Here is a 14,426-nt window from a genome sequence, read left to right as displayed (position 1 = left end):
CTTTAATCAATTATATAAAATCCCTTTTCATATGTATTATGAAAAGGGATTTTTTGTTTAATGCAGGTAGCTTCCCATCGTGCGGTGTAACTCTTATAGTTTGTAGCATCAGAAATTATTTGAACATTAGGATATATACTAATTAGCCGGTCCAAATTGATTTTTGGCGAGTGCGTTAATAAAATATAATCAGGATTTAATTGAGGAAGATCGTATAGTCCTAAACTGTCAACGCGTAAAACTCTCCTCCCATCTATGTGGTAGTAATCTTCAATTACATCTTGACAAACAGTATTTACAAGCTGATTTTCTTTAAAATTGGCTACAATTGATTGAGGTATTACAGCGTCTTTTTCTGATTGAATGATGAGGTTTTGATTACGATCTTGTATTGCGATTAGACTTGAATTGTAGTTGTGAAGTATGTATAATCTATTTTTTGACTGATTGGATCTCGATATGATTAATGATAAAGGCAAAGCAATTAGTGTAAGTAGAAAAAAACAAAGTTTACTGTAATTCCATTTTTGAAGAAGACTACCCCATGATATGATTATAGCATATCCTATAAATACGAGTGCGGCTGAGAAATAGATATTAGTAATTAGGAGTGATTCATATTGTGCTAAATAACGTACACAGTTGTTTAGCATAATTAATATTGAATCGTAAATTGATGTTATAACTAACGGAAGTATGTCTAGGCTTGCGAAGATAAGTATTATAATCCCCAATATTAAGAGTGTACCTAATGCGGGTATGATGACCATATTTGCAATGAGAAAAATACCCGGAAATTGATGAAAATAATACAGGCTTAAGGGTAAAACGCCTATTTGAGCAGTAAAGCTTATTACTACTAGCTGCCAGTAGTATTTTAGTATTTTGTTACGTGGTTGCCATACCTTTTCTAGTATGGGGTAGAGCCACATTATAAAAAATACAGCTGCATAGCTTAATTGAAAACCAACTTCAAAAATAATATTTGGATTAAATAGGATTAGAAAAAATGCAGAAATAATTAATGCATTTATTGAGGCTTGGCGCTGGTTTAAAAGAATGCCAACTTGAATAAAGCTAAACATGGTTGCAGCTCGTAGAACTGAAGCAGATGAGCCTGTTAAAATTGCAAATAGCCATATACAAGTAATTACGATTAACCCTCTTAAAATGCGACTTCCTGGATAATTACCAAGAGGTTTTAGAATCAATTGAAGTATAAGCATTAGAATTCCTACGTGTAAACCAGAGACAGCAAGTATATGTATAACACCTGCATTAATATAACTTTCTTGAAGTTCATCAGATAGATCATTTCTCTGTCCAAGTAGTAGGGCATTCATAACCGCTTTTGAATCTTTGTGAAAGGGATAATTGTCCACTTTATTTTTTAAATAATTTCTTGAATGGTGAGCGTATCCCGAAAAAGACTTTTTGTTTTTTGAAAGCTTGAGAATTTGCACGTTGCGTGCTGTGATTTGAGCATAAATTTTCTGGCTATTGAGGTAGGCTGCATAATCAAACTGATACGGATTTCTGGCTTTTTTTAAATCTTCTAATGACTGATTTGTAAATAGGCGATCTCCAATTTGAAATTTCGACTGAGAAGAATTAGAGGTGTCTTTTAAAATATTAAGTATAACCAGACCACTAACAAATTGCGAATCTATTTGGGAAATTCGCGCAATATATCTTTGATCATAAAATCCGGGTTTTAGTTCGTCTCTGATTGTCAGTATTAAATTCTTTGAATTCTTAGACTGGTTAACGTTTGAAAAGTGATCTGAACTTAATAATGGATCATTAAGGTTTGCGATGACAATTCCTAACCCTATAAATATTAAAAAAGGTAGAACTCCACTGAATATACTTTGCCTTCTTTTATAATAAAGTATACTGTGTATAAAAATGAAAATACATAGGGTTGTGAAAAGGAGCAGGTAGCCGCTAAAAAGATTTATTGAAAAATAGCGGTAACACATAATCCCGGCAAGTAAGCCAGCAAGAAGTATAAGAATAGTGCTATTTAATCCTTTCACAAAACAAAAAATTCCTCATTAATATAAGGAATTTTTTATATAGTGTACAGATATACAGTTTTTTACATATATTTTCTGGCTTCTTTGAAAGCGTTATTCCAGTAACCTTCATTTAATGAAGAAACAATTACTCCTTGTGAAGTAGAAGAGTGTATAAATAGAACTTGCCCGGGTAATACATCTACCACAAGACCTACATGATTAATGTGTTTGCTTTTTCTTCCTGTAACAAAAAATAATAAATCTCCGGGAGTTACATTATCTGCTGCCACACGTTCTCCTTCCTGAGCCATAGATCTGCTCACTCTTGGGATACTTACAGACTCTTGTAGAAATGCGGTATAAACTAGCCCGCTACAATCCATACCACTATCAGTTGTACCACCATATTTGTAGGGAGTACCTTCAAATTGTCTAGCGTTGTTTATGATATTATAACGAAGTCTGTTTTCATCTGCAACTTCAATTTCAGAGAGATAAATTAATTCTCGTTTTTGCTTAGTTTCGGGACTACTTATTATAGGTTTTGTGTCCTGCTGTACGTAGCGTGTTTTTTTGTTTGTTTTTGAAATAGTACTAGTTGTAGTAATACTTTTGTGACTGCTTCCGCAGCTAATAAGTGCTAGACTTAACAATAGGGCAAAAAAGACTCTGATCATAAAGCTTAAGAAATACTGTTAAAAATTAATTTGGCTGTCTTATCGCTGGCTCCTTTACCGCCTAGTTTCTTCTCTAATTCGTAATAATGATTAAAAAGATTCTGGCGATTTTCTTCCTGCAAGATAGAGGTCAACGCTGTTTTTAAAGTTTTAGTATTGAATTCAGATTGAATTAGTTCTTTTACTACTTCTTTATCCATTATTAAATTAACTAAAGATATGTAATTCAGTTTAATAACGCGTTTAGCAATTTCATAAGAAATTTTACCTCCTTTGTAACAAACGACCTCAGGCACCTTAAATAATGCTGTTTCTAAGGTAGCAGTTCCAGATGTAACAAGTGCAGCTGTCGCAACATCTAGAAGATTATAAGTTTGATTCATTATAATATGAACTCTATTTTTTTGTAAAAAAGGTTCGTAAAATTCTAAATCCTGACTAGGCGCACCACCTATGACAAACTGATAGTCTTTAAACTCTGGAGTAATACTTAGCATTATCTCCAGCATTTTCTGAATCTCCTGCTTACGGCTACCCGGTAATAAAGCAATTATTGGTCGTTCGTCTAAATTGTGTTCTGCTCTAAACTTTTCTGGAGAAATTGATAATCTGGAGCTTATCTCATCTATAAGTGGATGGCCTACAAAATGTACTGGGAAATTATGTTTCTCTTCATAAAATGTTTTCTCAAACGGAAGAATAACATACATCTCATCGATATCATTTTTAATTGCTTTAATTCGGTTTTCTTTCCAAGCCCATATTTGTGGAGAGATATAAAAATGATTTTTGTAACCATTTTTACGAGCCCAAGATGCAATACGTAGATTGAATCCTGGATAATCAACGTAAATAATGACATCTGGTTTAAATCTACTTATATCTTTTTTACAAAAGGAGAGATTTTTTGCAATAGTGCGGAGATTTAGAATCACTTCTAGAAAACCCATAAATGCAAGCTCTCTGTAATGTTTGACAAGGGTTCCGCCTACATTTTTCATTAAGTCGCCTCCCCAAAACCTGAATTCGGCATTAGGATCTTCGGCAAGAAGTGATTTCATCAAATTTGCGGCGTGTAAATCACCACTTGCTTCACCGGCTATAATATAATACTTCACAAATTTTCAGATTTAATGTTTAGCCTTTCAGATTTAAGAATTAAAACTCCAGCTATTTAATGTATTTATAAATTGATGAGCTGTAAGATCAAATTGTACGGGAACAACAGACACATAACCATTAGCGAGTGCCCATTCATCGGTATCTTCACCTTTATCTTCATTCACAAATTCTCCGCTTAACCAATAATAATCTCTGCCCATAGGATTTGTACGTTTATCAAAATCTTCAACCCATTGTGCTTTGGCTTGTCTTCCTACTTTGATTCCTGCAATTTCGCCGGCTTTCAATTTTGGGATATTTACATTTAATACAACACCTTTAGGCAACCCGTTTTTTAAAACTTCTTGTGTTATAGATTTTACAAAGGTATCACAATGTGAAAAATCTGCGTCTATAGAATAGTCAAGTAATGAAAAGCCTATTGCGGGTATTCCTTCTACACCCGCTTCTACAGCTGCACTCATTGTGCCTGAATAAATTACGTTTATAGACGAATTAGATCCGTGATTTATGCCACTTACACAAATGTCTGGTTTGCGATGCATAATTTCTTGCACCGCTATTTTTACGCAATCTGCTGGTGTACCAGAACAAGTGTACTCTTTATGATTTTCATCTTGAAATTCCTTTACAGGATCACAATAAATAGTGTCATTTACAGTTATAGCGTGACCCATTCCACTTTGAGGGCGATCTGGAGCGACAACAACCACATCTCCAATTTCTTGCATAATGCTTATTAATTTGCGTATGCCCGGAGCGGTAATGCCATCATCATTAGTTACGAGTATTAAAGGTTTTTGTTGAGTCATATAAGTTTTGCTTTCTAGCGCTAAAATACTAAATTACCAAGCCATTGCTAGGGCTAACGTTTAACAAATTATTGGCTCAGACTTAAGGTCATGGCACGGTTTTTAATGTAGATTGCTAGTAAAAGAAGAAAATGCAACGAATTATGATAAAAAATGTGAAAGTTCTGGTGTTAGCATTATTGTTTGGAGCTGCCTCTTGCAGTTTCACTACAAATAATGATGATCCCGGAAAAGATAAAGTTCTCATTAGCTTAATATCATATGTTCTTGAAAAAGGGCATTATGACGCAAAAGAATTTAACGATGAGTTTTCAGAACAAGTTTTTAAAGATTTTGTGACAGCTCTTGATCCGCTTAAGCGCTATTTCTTACTTAGTGATATTAAAGAATTTGAAGCTTATAAATTTCAAATTGATGATCAGATTCGTAAAGAGGATATAACTTTTTTTGATCTAGCTTACACGCGTTTAAGACAACGTATGGAGGAGTCTAAAGATATTTATGTAGATATTTTAGATAAGCCTTTTGATTATAGCGCGGATGAAACGATTGATACAGATTATGAAAATCTAGAGTATGTTAAAAATCGGAAAGAACTTAAAGATCGCTGGAGAAGCCAACTTAAATTTAGCACAATAGGTGTTTATTATGACCGTATTGAAGAAGAAGCTAAAAAAGCAAAAGACTCATCAGGATATAAACCTTTAAGCAACGCTGAAATTGAAAAGGAGGCTAGAGAGTCTACGCGTAAATCATATATTGAATATTCTGAATTCACAGATGATTTTGACCGTGAAGATTATTTTTCAGTATACGTGAATGCGATCGTTGAGGAATTTGATCCGCACACATCTTACTTCGCTCCTGTAGATAAAGATCGTTTTGACATGCAAATGAGCGGACAGTTTCAAGGAATTGGCGCTCGTCTTCAGAAGAAAAGTAATGAAATAAGTATTACTGAAGTTATTTCTGGAGGTCCTGCTTGGAGAGCTGAAGAGCTGGAGGAAGGTGATATTATTCTTAAAGTAAAGCAAGAAAACGAAGAGGTAGCTACAAGTATCGTAGGTATGCGTTTAGATGATGCAGTAGAACTAATAAAGGGACCTAAGGGAACAGTAGTTACCTTGAATGTGAAGAAAAAGGATGGTACCATTAAAAACATTGCCATCACAAGAGATGTTGTAGAGCTTGAAGAAACCTACGCAAAATCTACTACTGTTAAGAAAAACGACCGCACCTATGGTGTTATAAATCTTCCGAAGTTTTACTTCGATATGCAAAATACCGAAGAACGTAATGCAGCTACAGATGTAAAAAAAGAAATTATTCGCCTTAATGAAGAAGGCGCAGACGGTCTTGTAATTGATTTACGTAATAATGGTGGAGGATCATTATCTACAGTTGTAGATATTGCGGGTCTTTTTATCAAAGAAGGTCCTGTTGTTCAGGTGAAATCTAATGGTGCAGAAAGCGAAATTCTAAAAGATAAAGATGCTGAAATTGTTTGGGATAAGCCCTTAGTGATTTTGGTAAATGAAATCTCTGCTTCTGCGAGCGAGATTCTTGCTGCAGCTATGCAAGATTATAAACGTGCAGTTATTTTAGGAAGTAAGCAGACTTATGGTAAAGGCACCGTTCAAAATGTTTATGATTTAAACCGCTGGTTGCGTCAGAACGATCTTGGTGATATGGGTGCTTTAAAGATTACTACTCAAAAATTCTATCGTATTAACGGAGGTTCTACGCAATTAGAAGGAGTAAAAAGTGATGTAGTTGTTCCAGATAAATACAGCTATATAGATATTGGAGAAAAGGATCTTGAGAATCCATTACCTTGGGATAAGATTGCAGCTGCTGATTATAAAGTTTGGGATGGTTATATAGATTACGATCAAACAATAAGCAGTAGTAAAAAACGTATGGCTCAAAATGAATATTTGAAACTCGTTGAAGAGAATGCAAAATGGATAAAAAGTAAGCAGGACGACTCGGTATGGCCACTTAATTTTGAGGCTTATAAAGCTAAAATGGAAGTAAATATAGCAGAGGCTAAGCGCTTTGACGGTTTGAAAGAATATAATTCTAACCTTACTTTTAATTCACTGCCTTACGAAAAGCAATTGTTTAAATCTGATACTACTTTAGCTCAAAAACGGGAGCGTTGGCACACTGAATTAGCTAAAGATGTATATATGGAAGAGGCAATTAATGTACTTGAAGACTTGAAAGTTAACAATATTAGAAGAAGCAAATTAGCTGACGTTAGGGAATAACCTATGGCAGATAATTCTAGTTCTTTATCTCAATTAGCGCTCCAGAAATTTTCAAAGAATTTCTGGGGCGTTTTGAGTTTTATATATATCGTGGGGTGCGGTCTCGTAGCAGTTTTCGCATATTTATTGGCCCCAGATGATACTCAGAATGCAAATCAAATGCATCTTTCTATTCATTCTAAAAAGCCGGGGTTTACAGTTACTATTTTAAAGGTTCCCGGAGCTCAAAATGTTCAAGAAAGCTATTTTACTACGTCATTTAATGGTAAATCAAATACAGATACTGAAATTCCAATTCTAAGTTATGAAGTATTGGATAATGAGGTAGAGTATATGCCTTATTCAGATGATGGGATTACAGAGTTAACTAAAGTGATTCCTTTGTCAGAATTCAATTTAGATAGAAATAGGCGTACAGAGTTTGAAGATACTTTTATAAGTGAGAAAACATTTATTCTAGGAACAGATAAATATGGTAGAGATTTATTAAGCAGAATGCTAATAGGAACACGAATTTCTTTTAGTATTGGTTTTATTGCTGTATTTATATCACTCCTTATAGGCGTTTCTCTAGGTGCTATTGCAGGTTATTTTGGAGGGAAACTTGATGCACTGATTATGTGGATTATTAATGTGACTTGGTCAATACCCACTTTACTATTAGTAATAGCTATTACATTAGCATTAGGTAAGGGTTTCTGGCAAGTTTTTATTGCTGTAGGTCTTACCATGTGGGTCGAAGTTGCCCGAGTGGTAAGGGGACAAGTACTAAGCGTGAAACAAGCGCAATATGTTACGGCTGCTAGGGCACTAGGATATGGTGATATGCGCATTCTATTTAAACATATCTTACCCAATATTCTCGCTCCTGTTATAGTGATTAGCGCTGCAAATTTTGCAGGTGCAATCCTAATAGAAAGTGGTCTTAGTTTTTTAGGTATAGGAGCTCAACCACCTATACCCAGCTGGGGAGCTATGATTAAAGATCATTATTCTTATATAATATTAGGTAAGGCTTATCTTGCTATAATTCCTGGTATAGCTATTATGAGTCTCGTAATGGCTTTTATGCTTATGGGCAACGCACTACGGGATGCTCTCGATGTTAAGGGGGTAAATTAATCTACATTATGCAAAGAAAATATACATATCCATTATTGATGATGCTGGCCATTGCTGCAATTTATGTAGGTGAACAATACCTTGAAAAAAGAGAGCAGCAAACCCTTGTGAATACAGGAAGAACTATCAAAACAGATCGTTTAGATTTTTATCTACCCTCTTCTTCTGAAAGTACAACGGTACATCATAATTATTATAGTTTAGATTATAATGAAGAGGCAGAGCAGGCCTCGTGGGTAGCATACACATTAAGTAAGGAACAATTAAATACCATCGAGGTATCGCGTCCTTATTTTGACATTGATGCAGCTGTAAGTACTGGAGCTGCAGACTGGCGGAATTATAAGAACAGTGGTTACGATCGCGGACATTTGTGTGCAGCAGGAGATCGTAAGTTTAGTACCCAGGCATATAATGAAACATTTCTAACCAGTAATATAAGTCCGCAGTTACACGACTTCAATAGTGGGATCTGGAATCGTTTAGAAAATCAAGTGCGGAATTGGGTACATAACTATAATGAAGTAACTATAATTTCGGCAGGAGTATTAACTAATCCTATTGATAAAATAGGAGAAGAACAGGTGTATGTGCCAAGCTCTTTTTATAAAATTCTTATTCGGAAAACTAATGCAGGTTATACGTGCCTTGCTTTTTTAATTCCGCATCAGGCAACAAATAAAAATCTCATTGAATTTGTAGTGTCTGTAGATAAAATTGAAGCAATTACAGGAATAGATTTTTTTCCGAAGTTAGAAGATAACTTAGAAAATGCTATTGAGAAGAACACGAATTTGAAAGCTTGGAGTTTTTAGACTCTTACCACTGATTTATTCGGTCTGAATCTAGTTTTACGAATATAAAAAGTAAAATGGTAAATCCCCATAAGCCCGATCCTCCATAACTAAAGAAGGGGAGTGGTATTCCTACAGTAGGAAAAACGCCAGTAACCATACCTATATTAATCAAGAAGTGTATAAATAGAATTCCGGCAATACTATAGCCATAAATTCTACTAAACTGACTTTTTTGACGTTCGGCTAAAACAATTATACGTAGCATTAAACCAACAAACAAAGCGATTACGAGCGTGCTGCCAAGAAACCCCCATTCTTCACCCACGGTGCTAAAAATATAATCTGTATGCTGTTCAGGTACAAAGTCACCTTTAGTTTGAGTACCCTTCAAAAAACCTTTTCCTGCTAAACCTCCATTGCCTATAGCTATTTCAGATTGATAGGTGTTATATCCTATACTTTTCATATCAACATCTTTCCCTAAAACAACATTAAAGCGATCTCGGTGCCGCTGTTCAAAAACATTTTCGAAAATGTAATTAACAGAAAAGACAAACAAAATTGAGACAATAGGAAGGATGTAATATAAACGTTTTCCAAAACGTTTTTTCCTATTTCTAATAAGTAACGCTATTGCAATAAGGACTATACCTGCAATTATATATAACGGTCCAAAAGCTAGTGTAAGCACAAATAGGGCTATAGTTACAGAGCCTGTAATGAGATAAACACCAGAAAGGCCTTCCCTATATAAAGGGAAGAAAAAAGCTGCATAAACTAGCGCGCTTCCAGGGTCTGGCTGAGGAACTATACAGATAGCCGGTAGTGCTATAATTACAAATGCGCGCAACTGGTGCGTTAGTGATTTAACATCGGTTTGAATATCACTCAGGTATTTTGCTAGGGCGAGGGCTGTCGCTGCTTTTGCAAATTCACTCGGCTGAATACCAAAACTTCCAAAAGAGTACCAGCTAGTCGCACCAGAAATATTTTTACCGAATACAAAGAGACCCAGTAAGGAGACTATAGATATTACATAAATAATACTAGCAAAACGCTCAAAAAATTTTGCGTCTAATGAAAGAATAAATATGACTATGAGAAAGCTTAACGCAATAAAAAGTAGCTGTCTGGTAAAAAGATTATCAAAATCAAAAAATTCAGCAACTCCGGTAGGATCAACAGAGGCGGAGTAAATATTTATCCATCCAATTGATACCAGCGCTAGAAATAGCGCAATTATTACCCAGTCAAAATTCCCGTAGGCTTTAGAAAAACTACTCATTAAAGCTCAGTCTTTTTAGGTACGCCACTTATTTTCTTACCATCGTTAATCGGAAACGGTTTTCCGCTTAGAGGCTTAGCGTATTCATCTTCTAGGCTATTTGATAAAATATAATCTTCAATATCTGTACGGGTCACTTCTCCTTTAATATATTTTTCAATCATTAAACTGGCAATTTTACCGGCATAGCGCGATCCCCAATATCCGTTTTCAACAAATACAGCAATAGCAATTTTAGGGTTGTCTTTTGGTGCAAATGCCACAAATATGGAGTGATCTGTTAATTGTGCTCTGTGTCCATCTATTCGGGTGTAGTTTTCGGCTGTTCCCGTTTTACCACAAATATCTATACCGGGTATTTTTATACCAGCAGCAGTCCCATAATTATAGGCGCCAAACATACCTTCAACCACAGGTTCAAAATTAGCTGGTGAAATTGTGGTTACGTTTCTTGTGCGATACTCTTCGGGGATTAGATCAGTTTGATTTTCTATACTTTTTAATATATGTGGCGTATAAAACCAGCCTCTGTTTGCAATTGCGGCAGTAACATTAGCAAGTTGAATAGGTGTGAGACTTACTTCTCCCTGACCAATAGAATTAGAAATTGTAGCTGTGCTAAACCATTTATACTTTGGATACTCGTAAGCCCTGTTGTAATATTTACTATCTGGGATAAATCCTGGTTGTCCTGTAGGTAAATCTGTACCCATATAACCGCCTAAGCCAAAACTTTCAAGATGATTTTTCCATACATCCATACCTTCTTGCGGTGAATTATACTTTTCGATAACCCTACGATAAACATTTGCGAAATACGCATTACAAGAATTAGCAATCCCGGGAATCATACTCAACGGACTCGGGTGATGGTGACATCCTAATTTGCGACCGTGAGATCCGTAATAGTAACCACCGTGGCAGGCGAAAGCTTCTTCTGAGTCAACAACATTCTCTTCAAGTGCTATAAGGGCATTTAAAGTTTTAAATGGTGATCCTGGAGGATATTGAGCTTGAAGACCGCGATCAAATAACGGCTTTGCAATCGAATCGTAATATAACTTTGTGAAATTGCGAGAGCGTTCTCTACCTACTAAAAGAGCAGGATCAAAATTAGGTGCAGATATTAGCGCTAGTATCTCACCGGTTGCTGGTTCAAGTGCGACAATACCTCCGCGTTTGTTTACCATTAACTCTTCACCATATTTTTGTAATTCAGAATCTATGGTGAGTGTGAGATCTTTACCGGGCACAGGTAATGTGTCTAGCGTTCCATTTTTATAAGGACCAATGTCTCTGTTAAATCTATCTTTCTGAATATATTTTACACCTTTGATACCTCGTAAAGTTTTCTCATACTGAGTTTCTACGCCGGTTCTCCCTTTTAAATCTCCAGATTGATAATAAGGATTGTCTTCAATATCTTTATAATTAACTTCGGCAATATACCCTAAGAAGTTAGCCCCAAAATCTATTTGATAATCCCGAAGTGATCGTTTTTGTATAAAAAATCCTTCATACTTACGCATCTTTTCTTGAAGGTAAGCATATTCAGATTTTGTAAGCTGTGGTATGACAATAGAAGGTAATCGAGGAGAATATACCCGTGCTTTTTTTAATCTGTTAATGAGCATCTCTTTATCCATTTTAAGCAAGCCACAAAATTCTAGCGTGTCAAATGGCTTTACCTCACGCGGAATTACCATAACATCATAAGAAGGCTGGTTACTTACCAGTAGATTTCCATTACGATCATAAATATGACCTCGCTGCGGATAGTCAAAGAAGCGTTTAATGGCATTATTTTCAGATAAGCTGGCGTATGAAGTATCTAGGATTTGGAGATAAAATAAGCGTCCCGTGAGCAGGACACCAGATATAAGTACAATAGAAAAAAGTAAAATTCTTCTCATTTTCGCTTTAAGCTAAATAGAGTTATGAAGAGCATGCAGAGTAGCACACTAAATATACCACTAAACAACGTCTTCTTTAGTATATAGATTATATCTGAGAAGTTAAAACTTTCGGCAAAAAATAAGATTAGATGATGTGTAAAGACTAAAATTGAGATATAAAGTAAACGTTCTCCAAAATCGGCTTTTGCTACTTTAATGGCATTATATTCATAGGCTATACCAAAAATTGATTGCAATATCCAAGGTCTTAAGTAAGCAATTGTAACACTAGCTGCAGCATGCATTCCTCCACTATTACTAAACATATCTAAAGTAAGACCGAGTAAAAAGCTCGTAAAAATTAAAAGAGCTCTGTTGTCGCCAACGGGAAATAATAAGATGAATAGAATGTAGGGATATGGATTTATATAACCCAGAAAATTGATATTATTAAAAATGGCAACCTGTAGCAGAATTAAAAGTACAAATCGCAGGATGTTTTTGAATATACTACTGCTCATCTACGGTTTGTTGTTCTAGAGTTTTTATTTCATCGCCATTCATATTCTCAATAACATATACATAACCTACATTGGTCATATCATTAAAGAGCTTGATTTTAATAGTATAAAAATTTTCACTTGGATCAAGTTTAAAATTATTGATCGTTCCTATTCCTATACCTTCTGGAAATATTGTTGATTTACCGCCTGTTACTATAGTATCACCTAAAGCAACCGGTGCTTTTGATTGCACATCTACGAGATCAACGATATTAGGATCCCCACCTTTCCAAACTAAAATTCCGAAGTGATTACTTTTTTTAAGCTTTGCATTTATTTGAGAATTACTATTTAAAATGCTTAGTACCGTAGCATAATTTGAAGAAACACGATCTACAATTCCTACCAGCCCTTTGCTGGTAATAACACCAAGGTCTTGTTTAATTCCTTTTTTTGAACCTCCCCGCAACGTGATAAAATTGTCTTTGAGGTTATAATTATTATTAATCACTTTAGCTGTAGTAAATCTATAAAGTGAATTAAATGCCAGTGTATCTAATTTTTGATCTTTTTTATCGGTAAGATTGTATAAACGCGATCTTAATCTATTGTTCTCTTCAACAAGTTGCGCATTATGAATTTTTAGATCAAAATACTCTGAAATATCATCAAGACCACCATAAATACCTCCGCTTAAGAAGTTGGCCGAATTTACAAACTTACTGCGATGATACGAATGTGACTGAATGGTAAAGACTAATGACAAAAACAGCAAAAACGCAAATAATAGAAAGTTTCTATACTTTATTAGAAAATTTACAATTTGCTGCATGAATCAAAACCTAATTATTTTACAAAAATACTTTTGAACTTCGCTAAGTTCTTTAAGGTAATACCAGTACCTCGTACCACAGCACGCAAAGGATCTTCAGCTATATAAACAGGTAAATCTGTTTTTTGAGATAAACGCTTGTCTAAACCACGTAACATACTGCCTCCACCGGCTAAGTAAATACCCGTATTATAAATATCTGCTGCTAATTCTGGAGGCGTTTGTGATAACGTTTCCATTACCGCATCTTCAATTCGCAAAATAGATTTATCTAAAGCTTTTGCAATTTCACGATAAGAAATAGAAACCTGTTTAGGCTTTCCTGTAAGCAAATCACGACCTTGAACGCTCATATCATCTGGCGGAACTTCTAAATCTTCGGTTGCGGCTCCTATTTGAATTTTTATTTTTTCAGCACTACGCTCTCCTACATATAGGTTATGTTGTGTGCGCATATAATAAATGATATCATTAGTAAAGACATCACCAGCAATCTTAACGGACTTATCACATACAATACCTCCAAGAGCAATAACTGCGATTTCGGTAGTACCACCACCTATATCTACAATCATATTTCCTTTAGGCTGCATAATGTCAACTCCAATTCCTATAGCAGCAGCCATAGGTTCGTGAATAAGAAATACTTCTTTACCATTAACACGCTCACAACTTTCTTTTACTGCACGCATCTCTACTTCAGTAATACCAGAAGGAATACAAACCACCATGCGAAGAGCAGGGGCAAACATTCTTTTCTTAAGTGCGGGAATCTCTTTGATAAACATACTTATCATTTGCTCACTAGCATCAAAATCTGCAATAACACCATCTTTTAAAGGGCGTATTGTTTTAATGTTTTCGTGAGTTTTACCCTGCATCATGGCAGCCTCTTTTCCAGCAGCGATAATTTTATTAGTAACGCGATCTCTTGCTACAATAGAAGGGCTGTCAACAACAACCTTGTCATTATGTATTATAAGAGTATTTGCGGTACCGAGGTCGATCGCTATCTCTTCCGTTAGAAAATCAAAAAAGCCCATAGATTGTAAAGTGAGAGTGAAATATGATAATCAGGTTATTCTTA

The 14,426-nt window shown here is 35.2% G+C and carries 12 protein-coding genes; 3 read left to right on the top strand and 9 right to left on the bottom strand.

Going from position 1 to position 14,426, the window contains the following annotated elements; all coding sequences use genetic code 11:
• Nucleotides 1-2: 2 nt before the first annotated feature.
• The 4 genes from DSM00_RS09600 to surE all read right to left on the bottom strand — a co-directional run bounded on the left by DSM00_RS09600 (nucleotide 3) and on the right by surE (nucleotide 4,632).
• Nucleotides 3-2,039: a ComEC/Rec2 family competence protein gene (locus DSM00_RS09600; RefSeq protein WP_128757790.1), complete on the bottom strand. Its 2,037-nt coding sequence runs from the start codon at nucleotides 2,037-2,039 to the stop codon at nucleotides 3-5.
• Between the two features lie 62 nt (nucleotides 2,040-2,101).
• Complete coding sequence (locus tag DSM00_RS09595; protein WP_128757789.1) at nucleotides 2,102-2,698, bottom strand: C40 family peptidase; 597 nt, start codon at nucleotides 2,696-2,698, stop codon at nucleotides 2,102-2,104.
• 5 nt (nucleotides 2,699-2,703) lie between these two features.
• Nucleotides 2,704-3,816 (bottom strand): lipid-A-disaccharide synthase, encoded by a 1,113-nt coding sequence (gene lpxB / locus DSM00_RS09590; RefSeq protein WP_128757788.1) that lies wholly within the window; start codon nucleotides 3,814-3,816, stop codon nucleotides 2,704-2,706.
• 33 nt (nucleotides 3,817-3,849) lie between these two features.
• Nucleotides 3,850-4,632: a 5'/3'-nucleotidase SurE gene (gene surE, locus DSM00_RS09585; protein WP_128757787.1), complete on the bottom strand. Its 783-nt coding sequence runs from the start codon at nucleotides 4,630-4,632 to the stop codon at nucleotides 3,850-3,852.
• Between the two features lie 143 nt (nucleotides 4,633-4,775).
• On the opposite strand from surE, the gene DSM00_RS09580 reads away from it, so the two are divergent.
• Genes DSM00_RS09580 through DSM00_RS09570 form a run of 3 tightly spaced genes read left to right on the top strand, consistent with a single transcriptional unit; the run spans nucleotide 4,776 to nucleotide 8,842 of the window.
• Nucleotides 4,776-6,905: a carboxy terminal-processing peptidase gene (locus tag DSM00_RS09580; protein ID WP_128757817.1), complete on the top strand. Its 2,130-nt coding sequence runs from the start codon at nucleotides 4,776-4,778 to the stop codon at nucleotides 6,903-6,905.
• Between the two features lie 3 nt (nucleotides 6,906-6,908).
• A complete protein-coding gene (locus DSM00_RS09575) occupies nucleotides 6,909-8,027 on the top strand; it encodes an ABC transporter permease (RefSeq protein ID WP_128757786.1) in 1,119 nt (372 codons plus the stop codon).
• 8 nt (nucleotides 8,028-8,035) lie between these two features.
• On the top strand, nucleotides 8,036-8,842 hold the full coding sequence (locus DSM00_RS09570) for a DNA/RNA non-specific endonuclease (protein WP_128757785.1): 807 nt from the start codon (nucleotides 8,036-8,038) through the stop codon (nucleotides 8,840-8,842).
• Between the two features lie 4 nt (nucleotides 8,843-8,846).
• On the opposite strand, the gene rodA is transcribed toward DSM00_RS09570, so the two are convergent.
• From rodA to DSM00_RS09545, 5 genes are read right to left on the bottom strand one after another with little or no spacing between them, the layout of a single operon-like run.
• A complete protein-coding gene (gene rodA / locus DSM00_RS09565; protein WP_128757784.1) occupies nucleotides 8,847-10,109 on the bottom strand; it encodes a rod shape-determining protein RodA in 1,263 nt (420 codons plus the stop codon).
• Nucleotides 10,109-12,022, bottom strand: a complete 1,914-nt coding sequence (gene mrdA, locus DSM00_RS09560) for a penicillin-binding protein 2 (RefSeq protein WP_128757783.1) — start codon at nucleotides 12,020-12,022, stop codon at nucleotides 10,109-10,111. The genes rodA and mrdA overlap by 1 nt, the downstream gene beginning before the upstream one ends.
• Nucleotides 12,019-12,525: a rod shape-determining protein MreD gene (locus tag DSM00_RS09555; protein ID WP_128757782.1), complete on the bottom strand. Its 507-nt coding sequence runs from the start codon at nucleotides 12,523-12,525 to the stop codon at nucleotides 12,019-12,021. The genes mrdA and DSM00_RS09555 overlap by 4 nt, the downstream gene beginning before the upstream one ends.
• Nucleotides 12,515-13,339: a rod shape-determining protein MreC gene (mreC, locus tag DSM00_RS09550; protein WP_128757781.1), complete on the bottom strand. Its 825-nt coding sequence runs from the start codon at nucleotides 13,337-13,339 to the stop codon at nucleotides 12,515-12,517. The genes DSM00_RS09555 and mreC overlap by 11 nt, the downstream gene beginning before the upstream one ends.
• Nucleotides 13,340-13,353: 14 nt before the next feature.
• Entirely contained in the window at nucleotides 13,354-14,382 is a 1,029-nt protein-coding gene (locus DSM00_RS09545; RefSeq protein ID WP_128757780.1) for a rod shape-determining protein, read from the bottom strand.
• Nucleotides 14,383-14,426: the final 44 nt, after the last annotated feature.

Origin of the sequence: Leeuwenhoekiella aequorea (assembly GCF_004104375.1) — a bacterium.
Taxonomy (GTDB): Bacteria; Bacteroidota; Bacteroidia; order Flavobacteriales; family Flavobacteriaceae; genus Leeuwenhoekiella; species Leeuwenhoekiella aequorea.
Note: the sequence above shows the minus strand (reverse complement) of the source record. Positions and strands in the feature narration are given on the sequence as shown.